The following is a 17,774-nucleotide window of genomic DNA, read 5'->3' on the forward strand; positions in this document are numbered from 1 at the left end:
AATTTGAAGCTTTTAAGGGTCTTCGCCGGCCCTATAACTTATAATAAGCAGCAAATGAAGAAAACTCATTAAGCTATGGTGGCGCCTCGACTTTTTATATGTGCCTTTACTACCCTTTACTGTAATTAATAATCCAACTTCCAAAAAGCCATTGCCATTATGTTTACCTAGAAACCTGCCCTCCTCAATTGAGGCGCTTTCGATGTGACTATCGCTTAATCCAAATGAAGAAACTAATTGCTCCCAGTAAGACCTCGCTTGAGTAACATTTTGATTTTGTAAATCTACTTGATGAAAACGAAATTTGAAGTGGCTCGACTTTAATTTAAATTTTATACATAAATTTAAAAAGTTGCGTATTACTTGCTCATCAGGACAACGAAGAGCGAAATTCTTCCCTGCAGCACCATATTTCAATATTTGTAGGGCATCAAATGCTTCACTAAGAGTTACACTTTTCTGACTTAGTAAAGTATCAAATTTCTGACATAAATAATAAAATGCTTTTTGTGAAGAAACTCTTTTTAAGTCATCTTTAGTATTATCTAAACTTGGGAAGTTAGGAATTAAGGGCAGCTTTTTACCTTTCCTAGGATATTCTCTGCTTACACTCAGAGCATTATCATGTAATTTTTGAACTTGCTCCACAGGGAGTGAGTAACTCGATGCTGTATCGTGTATTGAGTTTAGTTCTAGCGATTTAAGAGCATTTGCATAATCTAACATTCTTATTTGCCCATCAGCTTCAAACTTTTGTTTAAAACCTTTAAACGATGGTGTGATTAAATCACTAACCTTACCCGCATATTGGATCGAATAGTCTTGCTCTTGTTTTTTACTATAAAATTCAATTCTTTCAATTAAACTTTCACCTAGCATAAACTCCTTAAAATTAGCTCTCCCTATACATTCAGATAAAAAATACTTAGATACTGTATATGTCTGATTCATTTGAGCGCAATGCTGTATGTCCTTTAAGTGTAAATAGCTATTTAGTGTCGACACCGTGACTTTATGACCAAGTAAATGAGACAAAAAAAACATTTTTGAACGAGTATTGTCTTTAACTTTTAATCTTTTGTTAAAGTGAGTAATAAAATTTTGCTCAAATAAGTCATTTTCAAATATAGATAAATACTGCCTTCCCGTTAATACCAAGTTTGAATTTAATCTGTACCAAGTCCAATTAGCAAAGCTATGTCTTAGGTGATGAATTCTTAGAGTATGATCCTTAGTATAATAATGCAGTAATTGCGTTAATAGCTCGTATGCTTTATTTACGCTAACAGAGCAGTTAAATAACAATGAATTTGATGGCTTATTTTCAGTGTTTTTTTGAACGTCATAAAAGCTTCTTAGCTTGGCTAAATGCTCTTTTGGCCATAACGCATCTAGGGGCAGTTCTCTTCTAGCTGAAGGTGTTTTTAAACCCCTTATTTTATTTGGTCTGATTGATAGTAGAACCCAATCATATTCATCTTCATTTGGCTTTATAGGTGAAACCTGAATATCACCAAAGTACAGCTTAGCGGCTTCATTACGGCGCAAGCCACTATAAAAACAAAAACACATTAATAAATATGCATATAACTCAACCGGACTGTTATTGAGGCTGTCACTTAAATATTCAAGAATTGCGCTTACATGACTAGCTGAAACTAAATTAGCATCAACTTTACTTTGGACAGGAGCTATATCAAGATCGTCAATACACAAGTCTTTGACAATTTCAGACTCTATTAAAAACACAGAGAAATAATATAAATACTTTTTACGTTGGGCAGAATTAAAATATTCACTCGTATCATTTAACTTTATTGCCCAATCTGACGCTGATATTACTGCTAGATCAGTTCGAGTAAAAACATTTAAAAAAGGTTCACTGATACTTTTCACATAATCAATTACTGTGTCTACTTTTAACTTCTTTTTAGTTACCCCTCCCTCTTTCAAAAGGTAATAAAGCCAACCACACAAAATATTGAAATAAACACTATTTTTATCATTTTTCAATTCTTGTTCAACAAATTTAATGCACTGTGCCCTTGAAGCTCTTTGGCCATTCAGTTCCCTCAAGTTTTTATAGGTATACTCTAACTTGGCTTTTATTAATTTAGGCTCAATATAATCAAAGCTGTCACTATCAAATGACAATAGCTTATTAAGCTCATTAAATTTCTTAGGTTGTTTTGCTATTTCGTCTGCAACTAATGCCTTATTACTTATTAACCTTAAAAAAGCTGTTTGAGGTAGCTCGGTACAGGTACTAGACCGTAAATACATCTGATAGTCGATAGGGCTGAGGTTGATTATAGTATCTATTTTTCTAAGTGTTCGTAATTTTAAAAGTGACAAGCTTTGCCAGTTTGTACCACTAGCTTCTGTTAAAAACGTTATTATAAATTCACTTAATCTATTTTTATTTACTCGTATTTTCTCAGACGGCTTAATGAAGTTTTTATGATGTAATAATAAAAGGACAACAGCATCACATAGTACGTATCGTCGTTCCTCTTTTTCGCTTTTCCCAAACCAAAATACTTGACCACCTAAATACATTAAAGCATCCGGGGCATTTATGATTGTAATAAGCTCGTCAAACTGAACACCTGTTGTCATATATAAAAATAAAACCAACCGACCATAACTAGCTTCTTTTGATAAATTAGCAGTTGGTGTTTGTAGCTCTTTACTTAATATTGACTTAATTTGGAGTGCTATCGGTAGTTTTATTAATTCTACTGGTGATAACATAGGTTTATCGCGCTTTAGTACGACGATTTGAGGGACTTTTGAAGATTCAATACCATGATGCTTTAATCCATAATTTAATATAGCATCAATAAGCATGAGCTGAAGGTGTTTAATCGTTAAGTCTTCTTTTAACCGTGACTTTAAAATGTTCATTTCACTAGAAAGAACATTCTCATCGGATTTTTTAAAATACCTAAGCATTAGCATGCATAGCTTTTTATATTCGTTTAAAAAATCATCATCGCTAAATCTAATTCCAAAATCATTATCTGAGCCGTTTCTATAAGCATTTACAATCTGTTGAAAACATTGATGGAACTTACCTTGCTTCTTCAGTTCATTTAAATAAGATCGGACTTTAGAGTTTGCCACCCTACCCCCTTAAATAACTTATCTAGAATAGGTAATAATTCATTTACAGAATCTATGTAATTTAGTGTCGAATAATCAGCTAAAGGAACCTCACCAGACTGCCAATGGCCCATTTGAAAGTTTATTAGCTCTGAATTGACGTTGTTATAAAGCAAATTACTTTTAAGCCAATGCCTTCCTGCATTTGCAGGTATTTTATGTTCCTTAGGTAACCTGAGAACTAACTCTGTAGGAGAAATACCTTTAGTAACAATTCCTGCTCTTTGTCTTTGAAATATGAATAAAGGTCCATGATTTATACGTGAATTTCTAATTAGCTTAAACCACTGACAAGATTCTTTGTAATCGAGATTTAAGCTTTTAGAGGCGGCATTTAAAAAGTCATCTATTGACTGGCATAACTTGGGCTTTAATACTCTTATTAACCCTCTCAAACAACTAAGGTGCTCTTGATAAGCTGTGATTTGCGCATTTAAAATAGACGGTAAACAAACTAATCTAGAATGCGTAAAATCACTATCATCTTTATCACTTATCCCCATGAGGTTTAGCGTTGGAAAATACAGAGAAAAAGTTGGTAACGGGTTCCAAACAGCCCGATAACCCGTTCCAAACATTAACATCCATGCCGTATAGACTGTAAACGCGTTATGGTATTTTAAGATTGCATCAAGTTGTTTTAAAGAGTTTAACTTAGTGTTTTTAACTTCTAATACCAAAGCTGCTATGAGGCTCTTAACTGTCATATTCTCTGGTGTAAATTTAGAACCAAGCATACGATTACGCTTATCAAAACACACTAATTCAAAAAGTTTTATAGGGAATTTTTCTTTACAATAATCATAGTAATCAGACTCAACTTCTTGCCAAAACTCAAATAGCCTTTCACACCGCGTAACATCATCAATATTGCTATAGCTTCTAGATACTCGAGTAGAATACATTTTTACATCGTAACTAAAGTCTATATAAATAGGGTCTATCACACCTGTTGCATTAATATAATTCCCAATAAAATTACTAATGCTATTGATACTTAGTCTTCCGCTATAAGCTCTATCTGATACCTTTTTTAATTTTTTGGCTAAACTGCTTTCAAGTGCTGCAAAATTGTCTACGTTAATAAGTAAACCTTCTTTTCTGCCCTTTAAATATTTAATTATTAAATCTGTTAAAAATGTAGGACAAGCAGTAAATACACCATTCGCTGTTTTAATAAGACCAACTTTTTTAATCGTTGGTTTAGCAGTTTGAGTTATAGGAAAATACCACCAACCACGGTCATTTTCATCTAGAAACAAACCTCGTGTTTTGTCATCTATTTTATTAAATATCTGTAAGTTTTCTATCTCATGTAACGTCTTACCCAATAAAAACATCAGCCATCCCAATATTGCTAGCTCAATATTTTTATCGGAACGGCCATACTTATTTAATGTATCAAATAATAAGCCCAGTTCTGGCGCCTTTAATAATCGCGTATCTTGGTAAGCAATATTATGAGCTCGGTGCACATTGCGAGTTATATCTATTTGTTTTTTCTTCTTAGAGGCGGGACTAAAAATCATTTCAATGCTTTGATGATCGGTTTTATCTCTTTCAGTATTGCTTTCATTGTTATCAATTACAAAAGGCATCTGAACCTCAGAATCTTCAGGGTTAAGTCCCTCTGTATCTGATAAAAAGTTTAAAGATGGTATTAAAACTGACAAATTATCAACAGCCCCAGGAATAGGTAAAGTATTAGGTTTTTTATACCATTTAGCGATGGAGCCTCTGTAACGGCCTCCTCTTTTATACAGCCGAGCTGGTTGCCAGTCATTCTTATAAAAATGAATTAAAGTATTTAAATAACCTCTATCCGTTACATTATTAGTATATATATCATTATTAATAATTGACTCTAACTTACTCGCGATTGACGAAGCTGAATCAAGGTAGTTTGTTAATATTTTATCTTTATCTGGTTCGAAGGCTATATTGGACTTTTTCATTAATAAGCGAAACTTATTACAAACCTCAGCTTCTCTTGTTGATGAGCTTGTATATTAAGCGACAATTACGGTGGCCGGTCTAGCGACAATTATCTTGGCCGGTTGATCTGATAAGGTTCGGTACAGCAGAACGGAGGAGTTCACTGTGCCGGGAACACGAATCACTGATCAGCAGGTCACTATTTATATGAAACATAGAAAACGTAATAGCCAAGTTATCGCGGCTGCGAAAGCAGGTATTTCTGAACGTTCAGCAAGGCGCATTGATAAACTGGATGAGCAGCCATTGTCTAATAAACGCCAATGGCGAACGCGTATAGATCCACTTGAGTCTATCTGGGACAGTATTGTTGTCCCTCTACTTCAAGGTGATGCAACGTTAACTCCGGTGGGAATTTTTGATCACCTTTGCGAGTTTCACACCGACAAATTTAACCCTAGCTCACGGCGTACATTAGAGCGTCGAATTCACAAATGGCGAGCACTGTATGGCTCAAGCAAAGAGGTCGTATTCCTGCAAACACACGAGTATGGCCTATTAGGCATGTGTGATTTTACACATGTGAAGTCACCCGTTACCATTGCTAGTGAACCCTTAAAGCATATGTTGTTTCATTATCGTATGCCCGCCAGTGGCTGGGCTTATGCCCAAGTGATTTACGGCGGTGAAAGCTTTGCTGCTTTTTCTGATGGCGTGCAAAACGCATTTAAAGCAGCCGGCGGTGTGCCTAAAGAAGTGCGTACAGACAGTCTGAGTGCCGCCTATCGTAATCACACTAATGATAACGATTTTACAGAGCGCTTTAATGAATTAGTCACCCATTATGGCTTTAAAGCGACCCGCAATAACCGTGGTATTGCGCATGAAAATGGGGCTATTGAGAGCCCTCATGGGCATCTTAAATCGCAACTGGAGCAAGCATTAAAAATCCGTGGTAGTTATGACTTTCAGACAAGAGAAGTCTATGAATCGTTTGTTGCCGACATTGTAGCTCGCCGTAATCGCCGTGTAAGTGATAAATACGCAGTAGAGCAGCGACAATTACATGCTTTACCACGGACGATGAGCGTCAATTACACCGAGCATTATCTAACGGTGTCACGTACGAGTACTATTTCGTTGAAACGTGTTACCTATAGCGTCCCGTCACGCCTTATTGGTAGCCGATTACTTGTTCGTTTATATGACAACCGTTTAGAGCTGCGCTATGGCAGCGATTTAGTTCAAACGTTAGCGCGTGTCTATGCTTCTAAAGGATGCCGTGCACGTAATATTAGTTACTTGCATGTTATTGACGCACTGGTTAAAAAACCATTGGCATTTCGCTACTCACAACTACGTGACGACTTACTTCCAAGCGACAATTACAAAGCTATTTGGGAATACGTTAATGCCCACCTTTTAGCGGATGAAGCGAGCTATTACATGGTGAAATTGCTCCATTTAGCGAAGCAAAGTGGGTGTGAACGTCAATTAGGACGATTTGTAGCAGCGTCAATTACTCAGCGACAATTACCGGCCATCCGAGAATGTGAAGCGCAATTTTTAGTGATTGCATCAAACATACCCACAATAACAATAAAGCAACACAGCTTGAGCGCTTATAGCAGCATGATACCGGGAGGTCTACATGGATAACTTCACGGCCTCGTTACCTTTAATGCTGAAACAATTAAAGCTTAGCACCATGCTTCAACAGTGGAATACTCTGGGCAAAAAAGCGATAGAAGAACAATGGAGCCCACAGCAATACTTATCTGAGCTGTGCCATATTGAACTTGCGACACGCGATGACAAACGCCTTCAGCGGCTTTTAAAAGATGCAAAATTGCCCGTGGGTAAACACCTTAGCAGCTTCGACTTTACCCTTGTTGATGGGGTTAGTAAGCCCCTTGTTGCTGATTTAATAAATCAGCCGGATTGGTTGAAGTACGGTGGCAATATATTGTTATTTGGCGCCAGTGGTCTTGGTAAAACGCATATCGCCAGTAGCATCGGTTATGGCCTTATCGAGCAGGGCCATAAAGTTAAGTTTGTTGCCGCGTCAGCGATTGTTCAACAACTCCAGCAAGCAAAGCGACATTTACGCTTGCAAGACGAACTTGTAAAGCTCGATAAATACAGCTTATTAATCGTTGATGACGTTGGTTACGTTCGAAAAACGGAACAGGAAACGAGTGTGCTGTTTGAATTGATAGCCCATCGCTATGAGCGACACAGCATGATCATCACATCAAACAAATCATTCGAACAATGGGATGAACTATTTGATGATTCAACGATGACTGTCGCGGCAATCGATCGCTTGGTTCATCATGCAACGATTATTCATTGCGAAGGTGAAAGTTACCGACGCAAAACAGCGCTCAATAAGAGCAAATAAAATTCGGTGTCAACCGGCCAAGATAATTGACGCGGAACCGGCCAAGTTAATTGACGCTAGATAGCTTGTAGCTAATTCAGGATCGATGAGTGTATGTATTGTTTTAAAATAATTACCAATAAAATTAGCAAGAAGATTTAATGATTTTGAATCTTGCTTATACTCATATGATTTAATAAGTAATACATAGAATGGTATCTCATTGCACCAACCATTTTTATATGTGCTGCGATTAAAACTCTCTCTTGAGCTTGCATCTAGCTCAACTCCATACTCATTAAAGGCATAATAAATATACTCAGGAAGACATAGCTCACTTTTAGTAAACTCCCATAGCTTCTGTGACGCATCATTCATCCTTTTTAATAATAAAAAAACTTGTGATAAACCACTCAAATCTTCAGGGGCACTTATGCGAGAAGTAAAATCATCAAAGTCAGATTTTATATCCTCGATACTGATTTCCAAGTTTACCCCTTTACAATACAACTCAATATGCTCAAGAAGCTTAACTTTTAGCGTACCCGTCATAATTTAATCACTTTTGTACTAATTTTAAGCCATTTACATAATTCTGTTTTTGTTTTAATAGCTGGAAATAAGGTACGCCATTCTGTTGAATCAATTACTGGTTGTTCACCTTTGAATAAGCCAATAAGTAACTCTGAGATTAAAGGGCCGGATGCATTAAAGTACTGCTTAAAAAGTAGTCGAACAATATCATTAAGAAAAATTAAACGTCTAAGATCGGGTGTCGGACGATTAGGAAGGATCAAACATGGGACAAGTTGATTTGACTGTTCTTGAAGTCGACAAACTTTATGAAATGTAAATAAGCCAGAGACTAGTTTTAACTTTTCATTATCAGTTTTATATCCAATTATCGGGGCTTGATAAGCATCAAGTTTCCAAGTAGTAATTGTATCAAAGCTGTCGTTTGAACTTGGTTTTAAAAACGAAAACAAATTTATATTACTAATTAAATTATCTATGGTTTTTTCAAGGGTAATATTTTCTGCGACAATATACTCAAATGTAGACCTGTCTAATAATTCATCGATCTTTTTTAATTTGCCTTCAACATTCTCATCAATCATATTCAGCACCAGAACAATAAGTAGTCATTTTTGACATTTTCATAATGTGCCTAAACAGTGCCCAGATCAAGCTTTAAATGTTCGTAAAACACTCAAAAACAGATTTTAATATTAACTAAATTTTATATAAGTTATTGTAATAATATGCAATTCATTATATTTACTGGAGATTATTATTTATAGAAGTAGTTAAACTAACGTCTTGACATGGTAGAGGTCGGTGGTTCGAATCCACTCGGTCGTACCAATTAAACTCTATATTTCAAACAGTTAAAAACCCTATTCAATCTATTCGTTTAATTATTCAACTAAAAATTAAATTCTTAGTTTTTTATTATTTTGTATTCAAAATTTTAAAATAACGAGAGCCAAGCCTCAAAAGATCATCCTAAAAATTCCAGTTTTTATCGATTTGTGCCCAAACTTGTGCCCAAGCGCCCAAACCACTTTTTTAGCTCCTTGACCTAGCACCTAATTCGACCTCGCGCCTTTGCAGATTATCTGTATAACAATAAAGTTAAGCAGACATCCGCTTGCCGAGTTAAATAACTGCTTAGTCAAAATTTATTTTTAACTATTAAAGAATAACAATCGATGGCTTAAGCACTTTACCTGTTTTAGTATTTATACAACCGTGAAATAAAACACTTTGAATATCGCCACTCATATTTTCACTTTTATTGTGTTTAATATGAGATTGGGTATCAAATTTATCCCCAGCTTTAACTCGCTGCAGTTCAAACATCGGATAAGCAAGCTTAAAGCGGTTAAACAACAACATAAACAGTTGGATAATACGCTCTTGGTCTGAGTTATTTCCTTTAACCACCTCCGCTTTAATATAATCCCACAAGTTAAAAATATATTTTTCTTGAATACCACAAGCAACTAGCCCTTTTACGCTAGGATCGGTAAATATATTATCCGTTGATAATTTGGTTTGAGTAGAAAGAGCATCATAGATTTCTTTAATTCGAAGATCTTCTTCAAAGTTATCGCGGTAGTATGCTATTTTTTTTTCTTGTTCTTCATATTTCGCTTTAATAGAATCATATTCTGTCTTTAAATATTTATAATTGCTAGAAGCCTCCGACAAGCTCTGTTTGTTTTGATTAAGGTTAGAAGTTACTGTAGATAAGTTAGCTTCTAAGCCTGACTTATCTTGGTTTAGTGATAAAATAGCTTCGTTGCTTTTATTTAAAGCGGAGTCTTTCAATCCGAGTAATGACTTAAGTTTTATAATAATTTCTTTCATTTCTTCATTCTCACTTCTTAATTTTATTACCTCAATATCTAAATTATTACCTTCTTCTTGTAGTTCCTGAGTTAAAGTATTGTCATTGAGAGCTAAGTCTTCAACAACTGTTGTTTCTAAAGTCCTGTTAACTGCCGGTTTCAACATTATTTCACGCACTTTTCCTTGGACTTCACTGTCTTCCAAAAGTAATAAAAAACTCTGTTTTAAAGTTTGATCTCCAATTAATTGCTCATCCATTATTGATTGCCTCTTTTAAAATTCCTTGTCGCCTTTCGGTAATAATTCTGTAAAACATTACTATTGCCAGCATCTACTTCTTCAACAGCTGGCTTAACGGTTTTTTCATCAACACCAAGTTGATCATTTTTAACCGCACTGCTTACTTTAAGCCTTGTTGAAATATCTGGATAAAGAAAAACTTGAGAACAAGCAGTGTCAATACCATTAATAATCCACTGAAGATCTTGTTCACTAGTAATAAACTTGTCAGCGATTGAAATACTCGTATCAACATTAAAAGAGTTAATATCTGTATCAATAACAAAGGCCAGCTTTTCAGTCGTAGTATATTCAATTTTATTTTTAAATTGTTGCCAGTATAAATTAACCGAAATCCACTCTTCTCCGGCAAAGCGAATAATCTCTAAGTCACCATCTATAATGCGACTCGTTTTAGCCATGTTATTTTTTACTTGAATATAAAAATCAGCCATTTACTTACTTAACCCCATAACCTTGCTTTCAATCTGTTCAATAGATAATTCAGGCTCTAGTTTTTGGTAAGCATCAACTAAGGCATTACTATGCTTCGTTGTTTCATCAAGAGAGAGCTCATCATTAAGGTAAAGCTCGTAGTTATCTAGCTTTAATTCCTTCTCTTTATAGGCCTTTATAGTCCCAATAATTTCATCAGTTTCTAGCTCTTGAGCCGCCACAGTCGCCATGAATTCAGGTGTCACTGTTGCATCTAGTTTTTCATTAATTCCTTTTAAAGTAATAGAGGCACCAATAGAAGAACGTGCCAAAAGATCTTTTTCATCAAGGCTATCAAATTTTTCTTTATCAAAGACGACGTTATTTCTCAGGTGATCAATATAATCATTAATTGAATCGAAATCTTCTGGCTTTTTATCACTTAACATAGCCCGCTCGCCTAGCTCTTCCATTGTATCTTCTGGGCTAATAATGCCTAAAGAAATGCCAACCGACTTAATGGCATCAGAAACTTTTGCCGCAAGGCTTATTCCTAAGCTGGCAATGCTTGTAGCAGCACTTGCAATGCTACTACCAATACTTGATACTGTGCTACTTATAACGCTACATGCACTGCTCACAGCACTACACAAACCACTCCAAAAACCCATAGTTATTTCCTTAATTAAAATTTAATTTTTTATTAGTACAAAGCGCATTTCTTTGTTCCATATTAAATGCAACTTCAGAGTTTTCGAGCACTGCATATAGGTAAAGCCTTAAACAGTCGCTTCGACTATTTGACTGTTTTTCATTTTCGTCTGATTCTGCAGGTGTTTTATAACAAGTGGTAAGAATATATTGATGCATAAAACCAATACCATAACCTTTAATATAGTTATGTAACTCAATGTTTGATTTATAATTTTTTACAGTGTTAATCCAAGCAAGCATTGGATTCCCTTGTAATATATCCTGAATAACATCTGCTGAAGGTTTACTTTCTAAAAGCTCTAACCCCTGAATTAAACCTAACTTGTAATTATCCGCATAATATTGAAGCGCTATGTTTCTAATTTCTTCAGGATCAACATCTGTTTCTTGTGTTGTACTAACAAACTCTTTTATTTGAACTTGAAGAGGTTTTGTCGTCCCCGAAGTAGATAAAATAACACGACCAGGTTCAAGATTTGATAAAAAGTCTTTTTGCTCATCCGATAGTGCCATTGTATTTCCAACGGCCTCTTTATCATCTTGTGCAAAAAGCTTATGAATAATTTTAGTACTCGTATTTTTTAATACTTCTGGCGTTAGTTTATTCGGAATTTGATCAACAATAATCAACGACTCCCCATATTTTCGTACTTCAGCCAACATATCAGCAAATGTTTCAACCCCCTGTTTTTTATTGGAGCTATCCCCTGTCTCAAATTTAGATAGTAAACGGTGTGCTTCTTCAATCAGTGTAATATGTCTAAACTTCTCGCCGCGCTTTCTATATTCTTCGTGATTAGCACGTACGGCTTCATTTAGATTAGCTAAAACAAACCCCATAATTAAAGACTTTTCACTTGGGTTACGGATCTCTTCAAGTTCTAAAATCACATTGCGTTGCGCTAAGTCTTTAAAGTTTATAGACCGCGGTGTATTTAACATTTGGCCTTTAGAGCCTATCAATAACCCTTGCAAGCGTGCTTTTATTGACCCTACATAATCCTGTTTTAACCTATCATCAAAGCCTTGCTCGTTTACAACAACCTCAGTCATATCAATCAATTCAGCTAGTGTAGGAAACGCATACACCCCTGGGGCAAATGGGTTTTCATAATAGCTATTTTTAGAATTAGCAATATTCCAACCTTTAGCCTCGTAGCAACGATAAATAGCAGCTTCTATTAATTGTGGTATTGCAGCTTCCATATCAAAAGCTGATTCTATACTCGCCTTTATCATATCGACTCTAGAGGTAATATTTTCATGGGGGAAAAATTCAAAAGGGTTGAGTCTGAAAGGAGCAACATTATCGTTACCCAAGGTAAAAATTAAAATGCTGTTATCTTTTTTTGTTAGTACTCTGTATTCTGTTTTAGCTGGCTCAATGACTAAAAATGGCATTTGAGCTGAGTGTAATAATCGATGGCAAGTTGTCGTTTTACCACTTCCTGTAACACCTGCTATAAACGTATGTTTGTCTAAGTCACGCTTATCTATACTCACCTCTGTTCTCTGCTTTAAACCACTTTTAACTAGGTTACCCAAAAAGAGTTTGTTTTCATCACTGGCCTGTTGCGTCATATTCAAGCCAAATTCAACTTCTTCTTTTAAAGTTAACCCCACAACTTCTTTCTGAGGTAGACCAGCAACAACACTCAATTCATTAGTAGAGAGCCAATTACATAAATATCGATTAAAAGGGTTTCTAGAAAGCAATAGATTTAATTGATGGATATTGTTATCACTTTTCGCAGCATCAGCACTTGCTGCTTGCAATGCAGGCAATTGGAAGTTTTTTAATGTAGAAATCTCATTTTTGACCGTCAATTTTTTAAGTTGTAAAGGTGACTTGTTCGCCTCTTCACCCGAAAAAATTGATTTTGCCGTATTTCCTAGCTTTAAAACACTAGCCTCAGAGTTAGATAATAAGTAAATATTAGACAGATAAAGCCCTTTATTTTTGCCTATTTGAATCCGTTTTAATAACACTTCATCAATATAACTAACCCAATCTTGCACTGTTTTATCTGAAAACTCACGAGATTCACTAGATGATGTACCTGTTTACTCCGATGTACTTGTTCCTCGGTTGCTGCCTGTAGCCGTAGACTCTGAGGTGCCTTTCGTTGTACTTTCACTACCATTTATATGGCGACTATGGTCGGTCTCAGAAAAGCCTGATGATGACTGCTTACTACCTTCGGTGTTATTTGTCCCTTTGTTTGTAGTAACCGATTTACCCGTATTAGTTGTTACAGATTTACCGTCATTTTCACTCGTTGTTTTAGTGCTACTAGAACCTTCAGAGGCTCCTTCTGTCTTAGCCTTATTTGTTCCGTCTTGAATGCTTTTTTTAGATAAGGGCAGTAATTTGTCATAAATTTCATGTAATTGCCCTTCAAGTTCGTTTACCTCAGTCAGTGAAAGAGGATCAGCCAAAACAGCTAAGCAAAACTTATCGCCACTCATTATATCAACCAAACGGTCAACACCTTGAAACTGTTCGTTATCTTCATGAACGCTAGGGACGCCTTCAAGTTTAGAGACTTTAGAAAAAGCATCCACATCGCTTTTAACTTGCTTGCGTTCATATTTATCAAGCTTTTTAACTATGCTTCCTCTAAAATTCCCCTCTAAAGAGGGTTTTAAAATACTTTCGCCTATATCGTCAACATCAAGGGATAAATCTCCTTTGTAGCGCTTATCTTTTGCAATACCAAATAAAAACTTAACGCTTTCTCCATCGCCAATGAGTAAATAAAGAAAGAGAATACCTTCAATATTTAACGAATTTAACACATTCTCAAACGCCTCTTTTCGAGGAAGTTCTTCATCAAAAGTTACTTCTTTTATGTGGTAAAGTGAAAATTCATGCTCAGCTAGTAAAAATGGCTTTTCAATAGCAGGTACTTGCACAGCTGCATCTATACTATTTGCTTTTAAAAGTTCAACTAACGATTTTTTTATCCTTGCCATTTTAAAAATCCTTCATTACAGCTTGTTCGGCTTCTTGTTGAGTCATAGATGGTTCAGCATTTTTATAAGCGCTAACCAAGCAATCACTATGTTGTTTAGTTTCATTCAATTGGAGCTGGCCGTCACTGTAAGCTTCTATTTGCTCTAAATTTAAGCCACTGCCTGAATACGCTTTAATAATCTCGAAAACCACTTTCGAACCTACACCTATCTCTGCTACTTTATTTAAAAATGGTAAAGAAATGTTGGTACTCAATTCCCTGTTCAAGCCTTGCAATAAAATGGCACTCCCTATCGCCTGACAGGCTAAAACATTTGTTGGTTCATCAGTTAGCGTTACTTCTGTCACATCATTTCGTAAGTAATCTATATAATCATTAATTTGATTAAAGTCTTCGGGTGTTTTATCAGCAGAAATAGCTTTAGCGCCTAGCTCATTAACGCTTTCATTCGGTTTAAGAACGCTCGAAGCAATGCTTAACTGCTCAATGACTTGAACAACCTTAGGTAAGTTTTCACCTACTGTTTTTAATACCATAGGTGCGGTTCTAACTAGCATTGGTCCTAGAGTCGAAGCTAATTTACTAACCGCTGTTATTATTGTAGGGATAAGTGTAGGTACTAACATAATCTTCCTTAAATATTATAGTTCTAGGCTTTGAGGTTCATTTAGATAAGAGTTATTTTTAATGTCCTGCTCATCAGCTATCACGTACTCAATCTGAGTAGGTGATATAATTCTTAAGTAAACCATTGCATCGTTATCGGTCATATCAAGCTTAATGGCTTTCTTTTTAATACCACTGTCAGCAATAGATACATTCCCTGTGCTTGATGTTGGTTGTTCAGTGTAAAATAATTCAAATTTTTGGTAGCCTGCATCAATAAACTCAATCCACTGATTAAAATTACTTTCACGGTCTATTATTGGTTTAAATTTACCTTTACGGCTTTCGCCTAGGTAATATTTAAAACGAATATCATCATCGCCAACATTACGGTCAATCACCATTATGTTGCCGCCTTCTCGCGACTCAATTAAACCAAAAGCAACGCCTGTTTTACCTGTTGGTTTTTCAAGGTCAGTTTTATTAGCGCCCAGTGGCGCAAATAATTTAAAATGGCTATTACCACTAATATTGCCAATAGCTTCATCTTGTAAGTTAATATGCTTTTCAAATAATGCGTTAACAAAGCTAGACTGGCTTGAATTACCCGCTAAAAATATTTTTACATCATCAATATCATTTAATGATTCTTGAATATTGCTAAAAGCCAAACGCAGCGCATTAAAAAAGTTTTCAACGCCTCGCTCAATACGATCAGACAGTAACTGAGTTAGTTCATCCTCATCAACATCAAGCGCAAAAGCAGAATGCTGAATACCATTAATATCTGTGAGCGTTATACTAAGCTCTCCAGAAGCATCAATCGAAAAGCCTTCGTGCTCTTCCCAAAATGGGCGCAAAGCAATACATAGTTTTTTTGTGTTGTTTCTTGCTTCTTGTGAATAACTTAGTAGTTGTTCGCTGCCTGCAAATTCATCTTTTTCAGGGTGTTTTTCAAATTGAATTCCCGCTTTTAAAAGTGCTACTTTGTTTTTCTTAAATACTTCAAACGCTAATAATTCTAAAAGGTTTTCACCACCAAGAAATTGATCGCCACCAGCACCAAAGTGCTCTATTACGTAGTCAAAACGGCGCTCTTTTCCACTTTTAGCTTCTCTAAAAATGCCAAAATCAAAATCGGTTGTGCCGCCGCCAAAGTCAAAAACGCCATAAAAAATGCGTTCGTCACCTTCTGGGTCAAAGTCATGAGATTTAAAAGCAGTTAAGGCATAAGCAGCAGGTTCACTCGCCCCTTTTATAACGGTTAATTGCTCAATAGTGTCAGGCCCTAATTCAGCAGGAAGTGATTTTTTAAGCCCCTTTTCAAAGCTTTCTATAATTTTATCGCGCACTGGCATTTCGTAAGTCACAGGAAACGACAGTATGTACTCCATAAAAATGCCATTATTTAAGTTATTAATATATAAACCTAAATAATATGCATAAATTTCAATAGGGTTAAAGTCGTCAGTGCCAAGTTCTAAAAATGGTGGTAAGTCAATCACTTTGCCTTTTTGTCCAACTACTTTTAGCTTTCTGTTTTTATCGCCCGCCCATTGTTTTATTTCATCTAAAAAGGTATTAAATTGGCTAGACTCAGTGCCTTCCATTGCATTTTTGGCAGTATGGGAAATAGTTAAATCTTGCCAACGAGTATAAGGTTTATTGGCTTTTGCACCATAAGCACTAATAAATGCGTCAAGGTCTCTAAATTCCATAATTGTTGGGTTTTCATAATGATGGGCTTGTATATCTGTACGTAAATCCCCAGTACCAACTCGCATAGGATGAATATTCACATTATCTTTTTGATACACTACAACGGTACTTTTTGTACCAAAATCTATTGCGACCACCCCATCGTTAATACTCGATTTTGGGTCTCGCGCAACCAGTGGAATGGGTAAATTAATACTTTGCTCATTAGTATTTTCAAGCTCATCGGTCCACAAAGACCAATGACCGAGCTCTGTATCTTCTACCATTTTTGAGTGATAAGGCGCTATGTCAGCGCGAATATGGTCTTCTAGTAGCAAGCTATTAGTTATTTTTTTTGTGACTAGCTGATTTAATATGTCAGTTTTATCAGCTATTTTTTGAATTGCAGCTTTATTTTTGTAATTTAATGCAACAATTAATACTTTATATAACGCATTATCTTTGAGTTTAGTCGGGACAAAACCACTGTATATGGCATTAATGAATATCCCTTTCGCCCCCAATCCAGATATATCATGCTGGGATAGATAGGGTAGGCAGAAACCTTTTGAGGCATCAGTAAAGCAATTTAAATCACAATCAAAACCCTGTACCTTATTATTTTTTTTATATAAATAGTAAGCATTTAATAAGAAACGACCTCGGTTAATATTAAAAGGTGCACTTAATAACTTTGTTAACAACCTAAGAGTAGCGAGGTTCGGTACATCCCACTCATTAAAGTCATCTTTTAATTCAGAATTAATTATTTCTATTACATCACTATATGATTGGCCCGAGTTAAAATATGAGTCTTTATTAAATGCTTTTACCTTAGCTTCACAAAGCATCCAAAAGCCTTTGGCTTGTTTATCAAAGTAAATATCACCCCCAAAGTTTACCCAACGATCACTATTAAATTCACTTTCAACCTCATTAAAACAATTATTTAACGCATTAACTAATGGCCTATCTTCCCCCGTAACTGTTACATTATTTACAAAGGCAATAATTTCTTTTTGAATCATTTCTTCTAAATGCATAACCATTTTGTCAAATGATGCATCAACACCTATTTGTTGCGCATCTTTATTAGATAGCATCCATTGCGTAATTCTTTTTGTATCCATTATTCTTCCTATATTTTTTATGTATAAGTCTTATTCTGCTTTTACTACTAAAACCTGTATAAATAATTTAAATACCTTGTAGGCTTAATATTTCAT

13 protein-coding genes are annotated in these 17,774 nt (G+C 35.5%); 2 read left to right on the forward strand and 11 right to left on the reverse strand.

What is annotated here, in order from left to right:
• Positions 1–12: 12 nt before the first annotated feature.
• Positions 13–3,126 carry a site-specific integrase gene (locus PNIG_RS09990; protein WP_089368393.1) on the reverse strand — a complete coding sequence of 1,038 codons (3,114 nt, stop codon included), beginning with the start codon at positions 3,124–3,126 and terminating at the stop codon, positions 13–15.
• Positions 3,096–5,120, reverse strand: coding sequence for a hypothetical protein (locus tag PNIG_RS09995; RefSeq protein WP_089368394.1), 2,025 nt, complete (start codon positions 5,118–5,120; stop codon positions 3,096–3,098). Before PNIG_RS09995 ends, PNIG_RS09990 begins: the two co-directional genes overlap by 31 nt.
• Before the next feature lie 145 nt (positions 5,121–5,265).
• Here PNIG_RS09995 and istA point away from each other — a divergent pair, with 145 nt between their 5' ends.
• On the forward strand, positions 5,266–6,759 hold the full coding sequence (gene istA / locus PNIG_RS10000) for an IS21 family transposase (protein WP_089368256.1): 1,494 nt from the start codon (positions 5,266–5,268) through the stop codon (positions 6,757–6,759).
• Complete coding sequence (gene istB, locus PNIG_RS10005) at positions 6,752–7,504, forward strand: IS21-like element helper ATPase IstB (protein ID WP_089368257.1); 753 nt, start codon at positions 6,752–6,754, stop codon at positions 7,502–7,504. Before istA ends, istB begins: the two co-directional genes overlap by 8 nt.
• Positions 7,505–7,513: 9 nt before the next feature.
• On the opposite strand, the gene PNIG_RS10010 is transcribed toward istB, so the two are convergent.
• From PNIG_RS10010 to PNIG_RS10045, 9 genes are all read right to left on the reverse strand, one after another.
• Positions 7,514–8,035 (reverse strand): hypothetical protein, encoded by a 522-nt coding sequence (locus PNIG_RS10010; protein WP_089368395.1) that lies wholly within the window; start codon positions 8,033–8,035, stop codon positions 7,514–7,516.
• Positions 8,032–8,601 (reverse strand): hypothetical protein, encoded by a 570-nt coding sequence (locus tag PNIG_RS10015; RefSeq protein ID WP_076919047.1) that lies wholly within the window; start codon positions 8,599–8,601, stop codon positions 8,032–8,034. Before PNIG_RS10015 ends, PNIG_RS10010 begins: the two co-directional genes overlap by 4 nt.
• Before the next feature lie 577 nt (positions 8,602–9,178).
• Complete coding sequence (locus tag PNIG_RS10020; protein ID WP_089368396.1) at positions 9,179–10,096, reverse strand: coiled-coil domain-containing protein; 918 nt, start codon at positions 10,094–10,096, stop codon at positions 9,179–9,181.
• A complete protein-coding gene (locus PNIG_RS10025; protein WP_089368397.1) occupies positions 10,096–10,572 on the reverse strand; it encodes a hypothetical protein in 477 nt (158 codons plus the stop codon). The genes PNIG_RS10020 and PNIG_RS10025 overlap by 1 nt, the downstream gene beginning before the upstream one ends.
• Positions 10,573–11,223, reverse strand: a complete 651-nt coding sequence (locus tag PNIG_RS10030; protein ID WP_089368398.1) for a hypothetical protein — start codon at positions 11,221–11,223, stop codon at positions 10,573–10,575.
• Between the two features lie 10 nt (positions 11,224–11,233).
• Entirely contained in the window at positions 11,234–13,285 is a 2,052-nt protein-coding gene (locus PNIG_RS10035) for an ATP-binding protein (protein WP_208619483.1), read from the reverse strand.
• A 45-nt stretch (positions 13,286–13,330) separates the two neighbouring features.
• Positions 13,331–14,242 (reverse strand): hypothetical protein, encoded by a 912-nt coding sequence (locus PNIG_RS20075; RefSeq protein ID WP_208619484.1) that lies wholly within the window; start codon positions 14,240–14,242, stop codon positions 13,331–13,333.
• Between the two features lies 1 nt (position 14,243).
• Entirely contained in the window at positions 14,244–14,870 is a 627-nt protein-coding gene (locus PNIG_RS10040) for a hypothetical protein (RefSeq protein WP_089368399.1), read from the reverse strand.
• A gap of 15 nt (positions 14,871–14,885) precedes the next feature.
• A complete protein-coding gene (locus PNIG_RS10045) occupies positions 14,886–17,678 on the reverse strand; it encodes a molecular chaperone DnaK (protein ID WP_089368400.1) in 2,793 nt (930 codons plus the stop codon).
• Between the last annotated feature and the right edge of the window lie 96 nt (positions 17,679–17,774).

The organism is Pseudoalteromonas nigrifaciens, from assembly GCF_002221505.1.
GTDB classification, from domain to species: Bacteria; Pseudomonadota; Gammaproteobacteria; order Enterobacterales; family Alteromonadaceae; genus Pseudoalteromonas; species Pseudoalteromonas nigrifaciens.

What these genes read in the sequence shown, in the direction of transcription:
- PNIG_RS09995 (WP_089368394.1), bottom strand. Translation starts at nt 5,120, where the DNA reads ATGAAAAAGTCCAATATAGCCTTCGAACCAGATAAAGATAAAATATTA.
- istB (WP_089368257.1), top strand. Translation starts at nt 6,752, where the DNA reads ATGGATAACTTCACGGCCTCGTTACCTTTAATGCTGAAACAATTAAAG.
- PNIG_RS10010 (WP_089368395.1), bottom strand. Translation starts at nt 8,035, where the DNA reads ATGACGGGTACGCTAAAAGTTAAGCTTCTTGAGCATATTGAGTTGTAT.
- PNIG_RS10015 (WP_076919047.1), bottom strand. Translation starts at nt 8,601, where the DNA reads ATGATTGATGAGAATGTTGAAGGCAAATTAAAAAAGATCGATGAATTA.
- PNIG_RS10020 (WP_089368396.1), bottom strand. Translation starts at nt 10,096, where the DNA reads ATGGATGAGCAATTAATTGGAGATCAAACTTTAAAACAGAGTTTTTTA.
- PNIG_RS10025 (WP_089368397.1), bottom strand. Translation starts at nt 10,572, where the DNA reads ATGGCTGATTTTTATATTCAAGTAAAAAATAACATGGCTAAAACGAGT.
- PNIG_RS10030 (WP_089368398.1), bottom strand. Translation starts at nt 11,223, where the DNA reads ATGGGTTTTTGGAGTGGTTTGTGTAGTGCTGTGAGCAGTGCATGTAGC.
- PNIG_RS20075 (WP_208619484.1), bottom strand. Translation starts at nt 14,242, where the DNA reads ATGGCAAGGATAAAAAAATCGTTAGTTGAACTTTTAAAAGCAAATAGT.
- PNIG_RS10040 (WP_089368399.1), bottom strand. Translation starts at nt 14,870, where the DNA reads ATGTTAGTACCTACACTTATCCCTACAATAATAACAGCGGTTAGTAAA.
- PNIG_RS10045 (WP_089368400.1), bottom strand. Translation starts at nt 17,678, where the DNA reads ATGGATACAAAAAGAATTACGCAATGGATGCTATCTAATAAAGATGCG.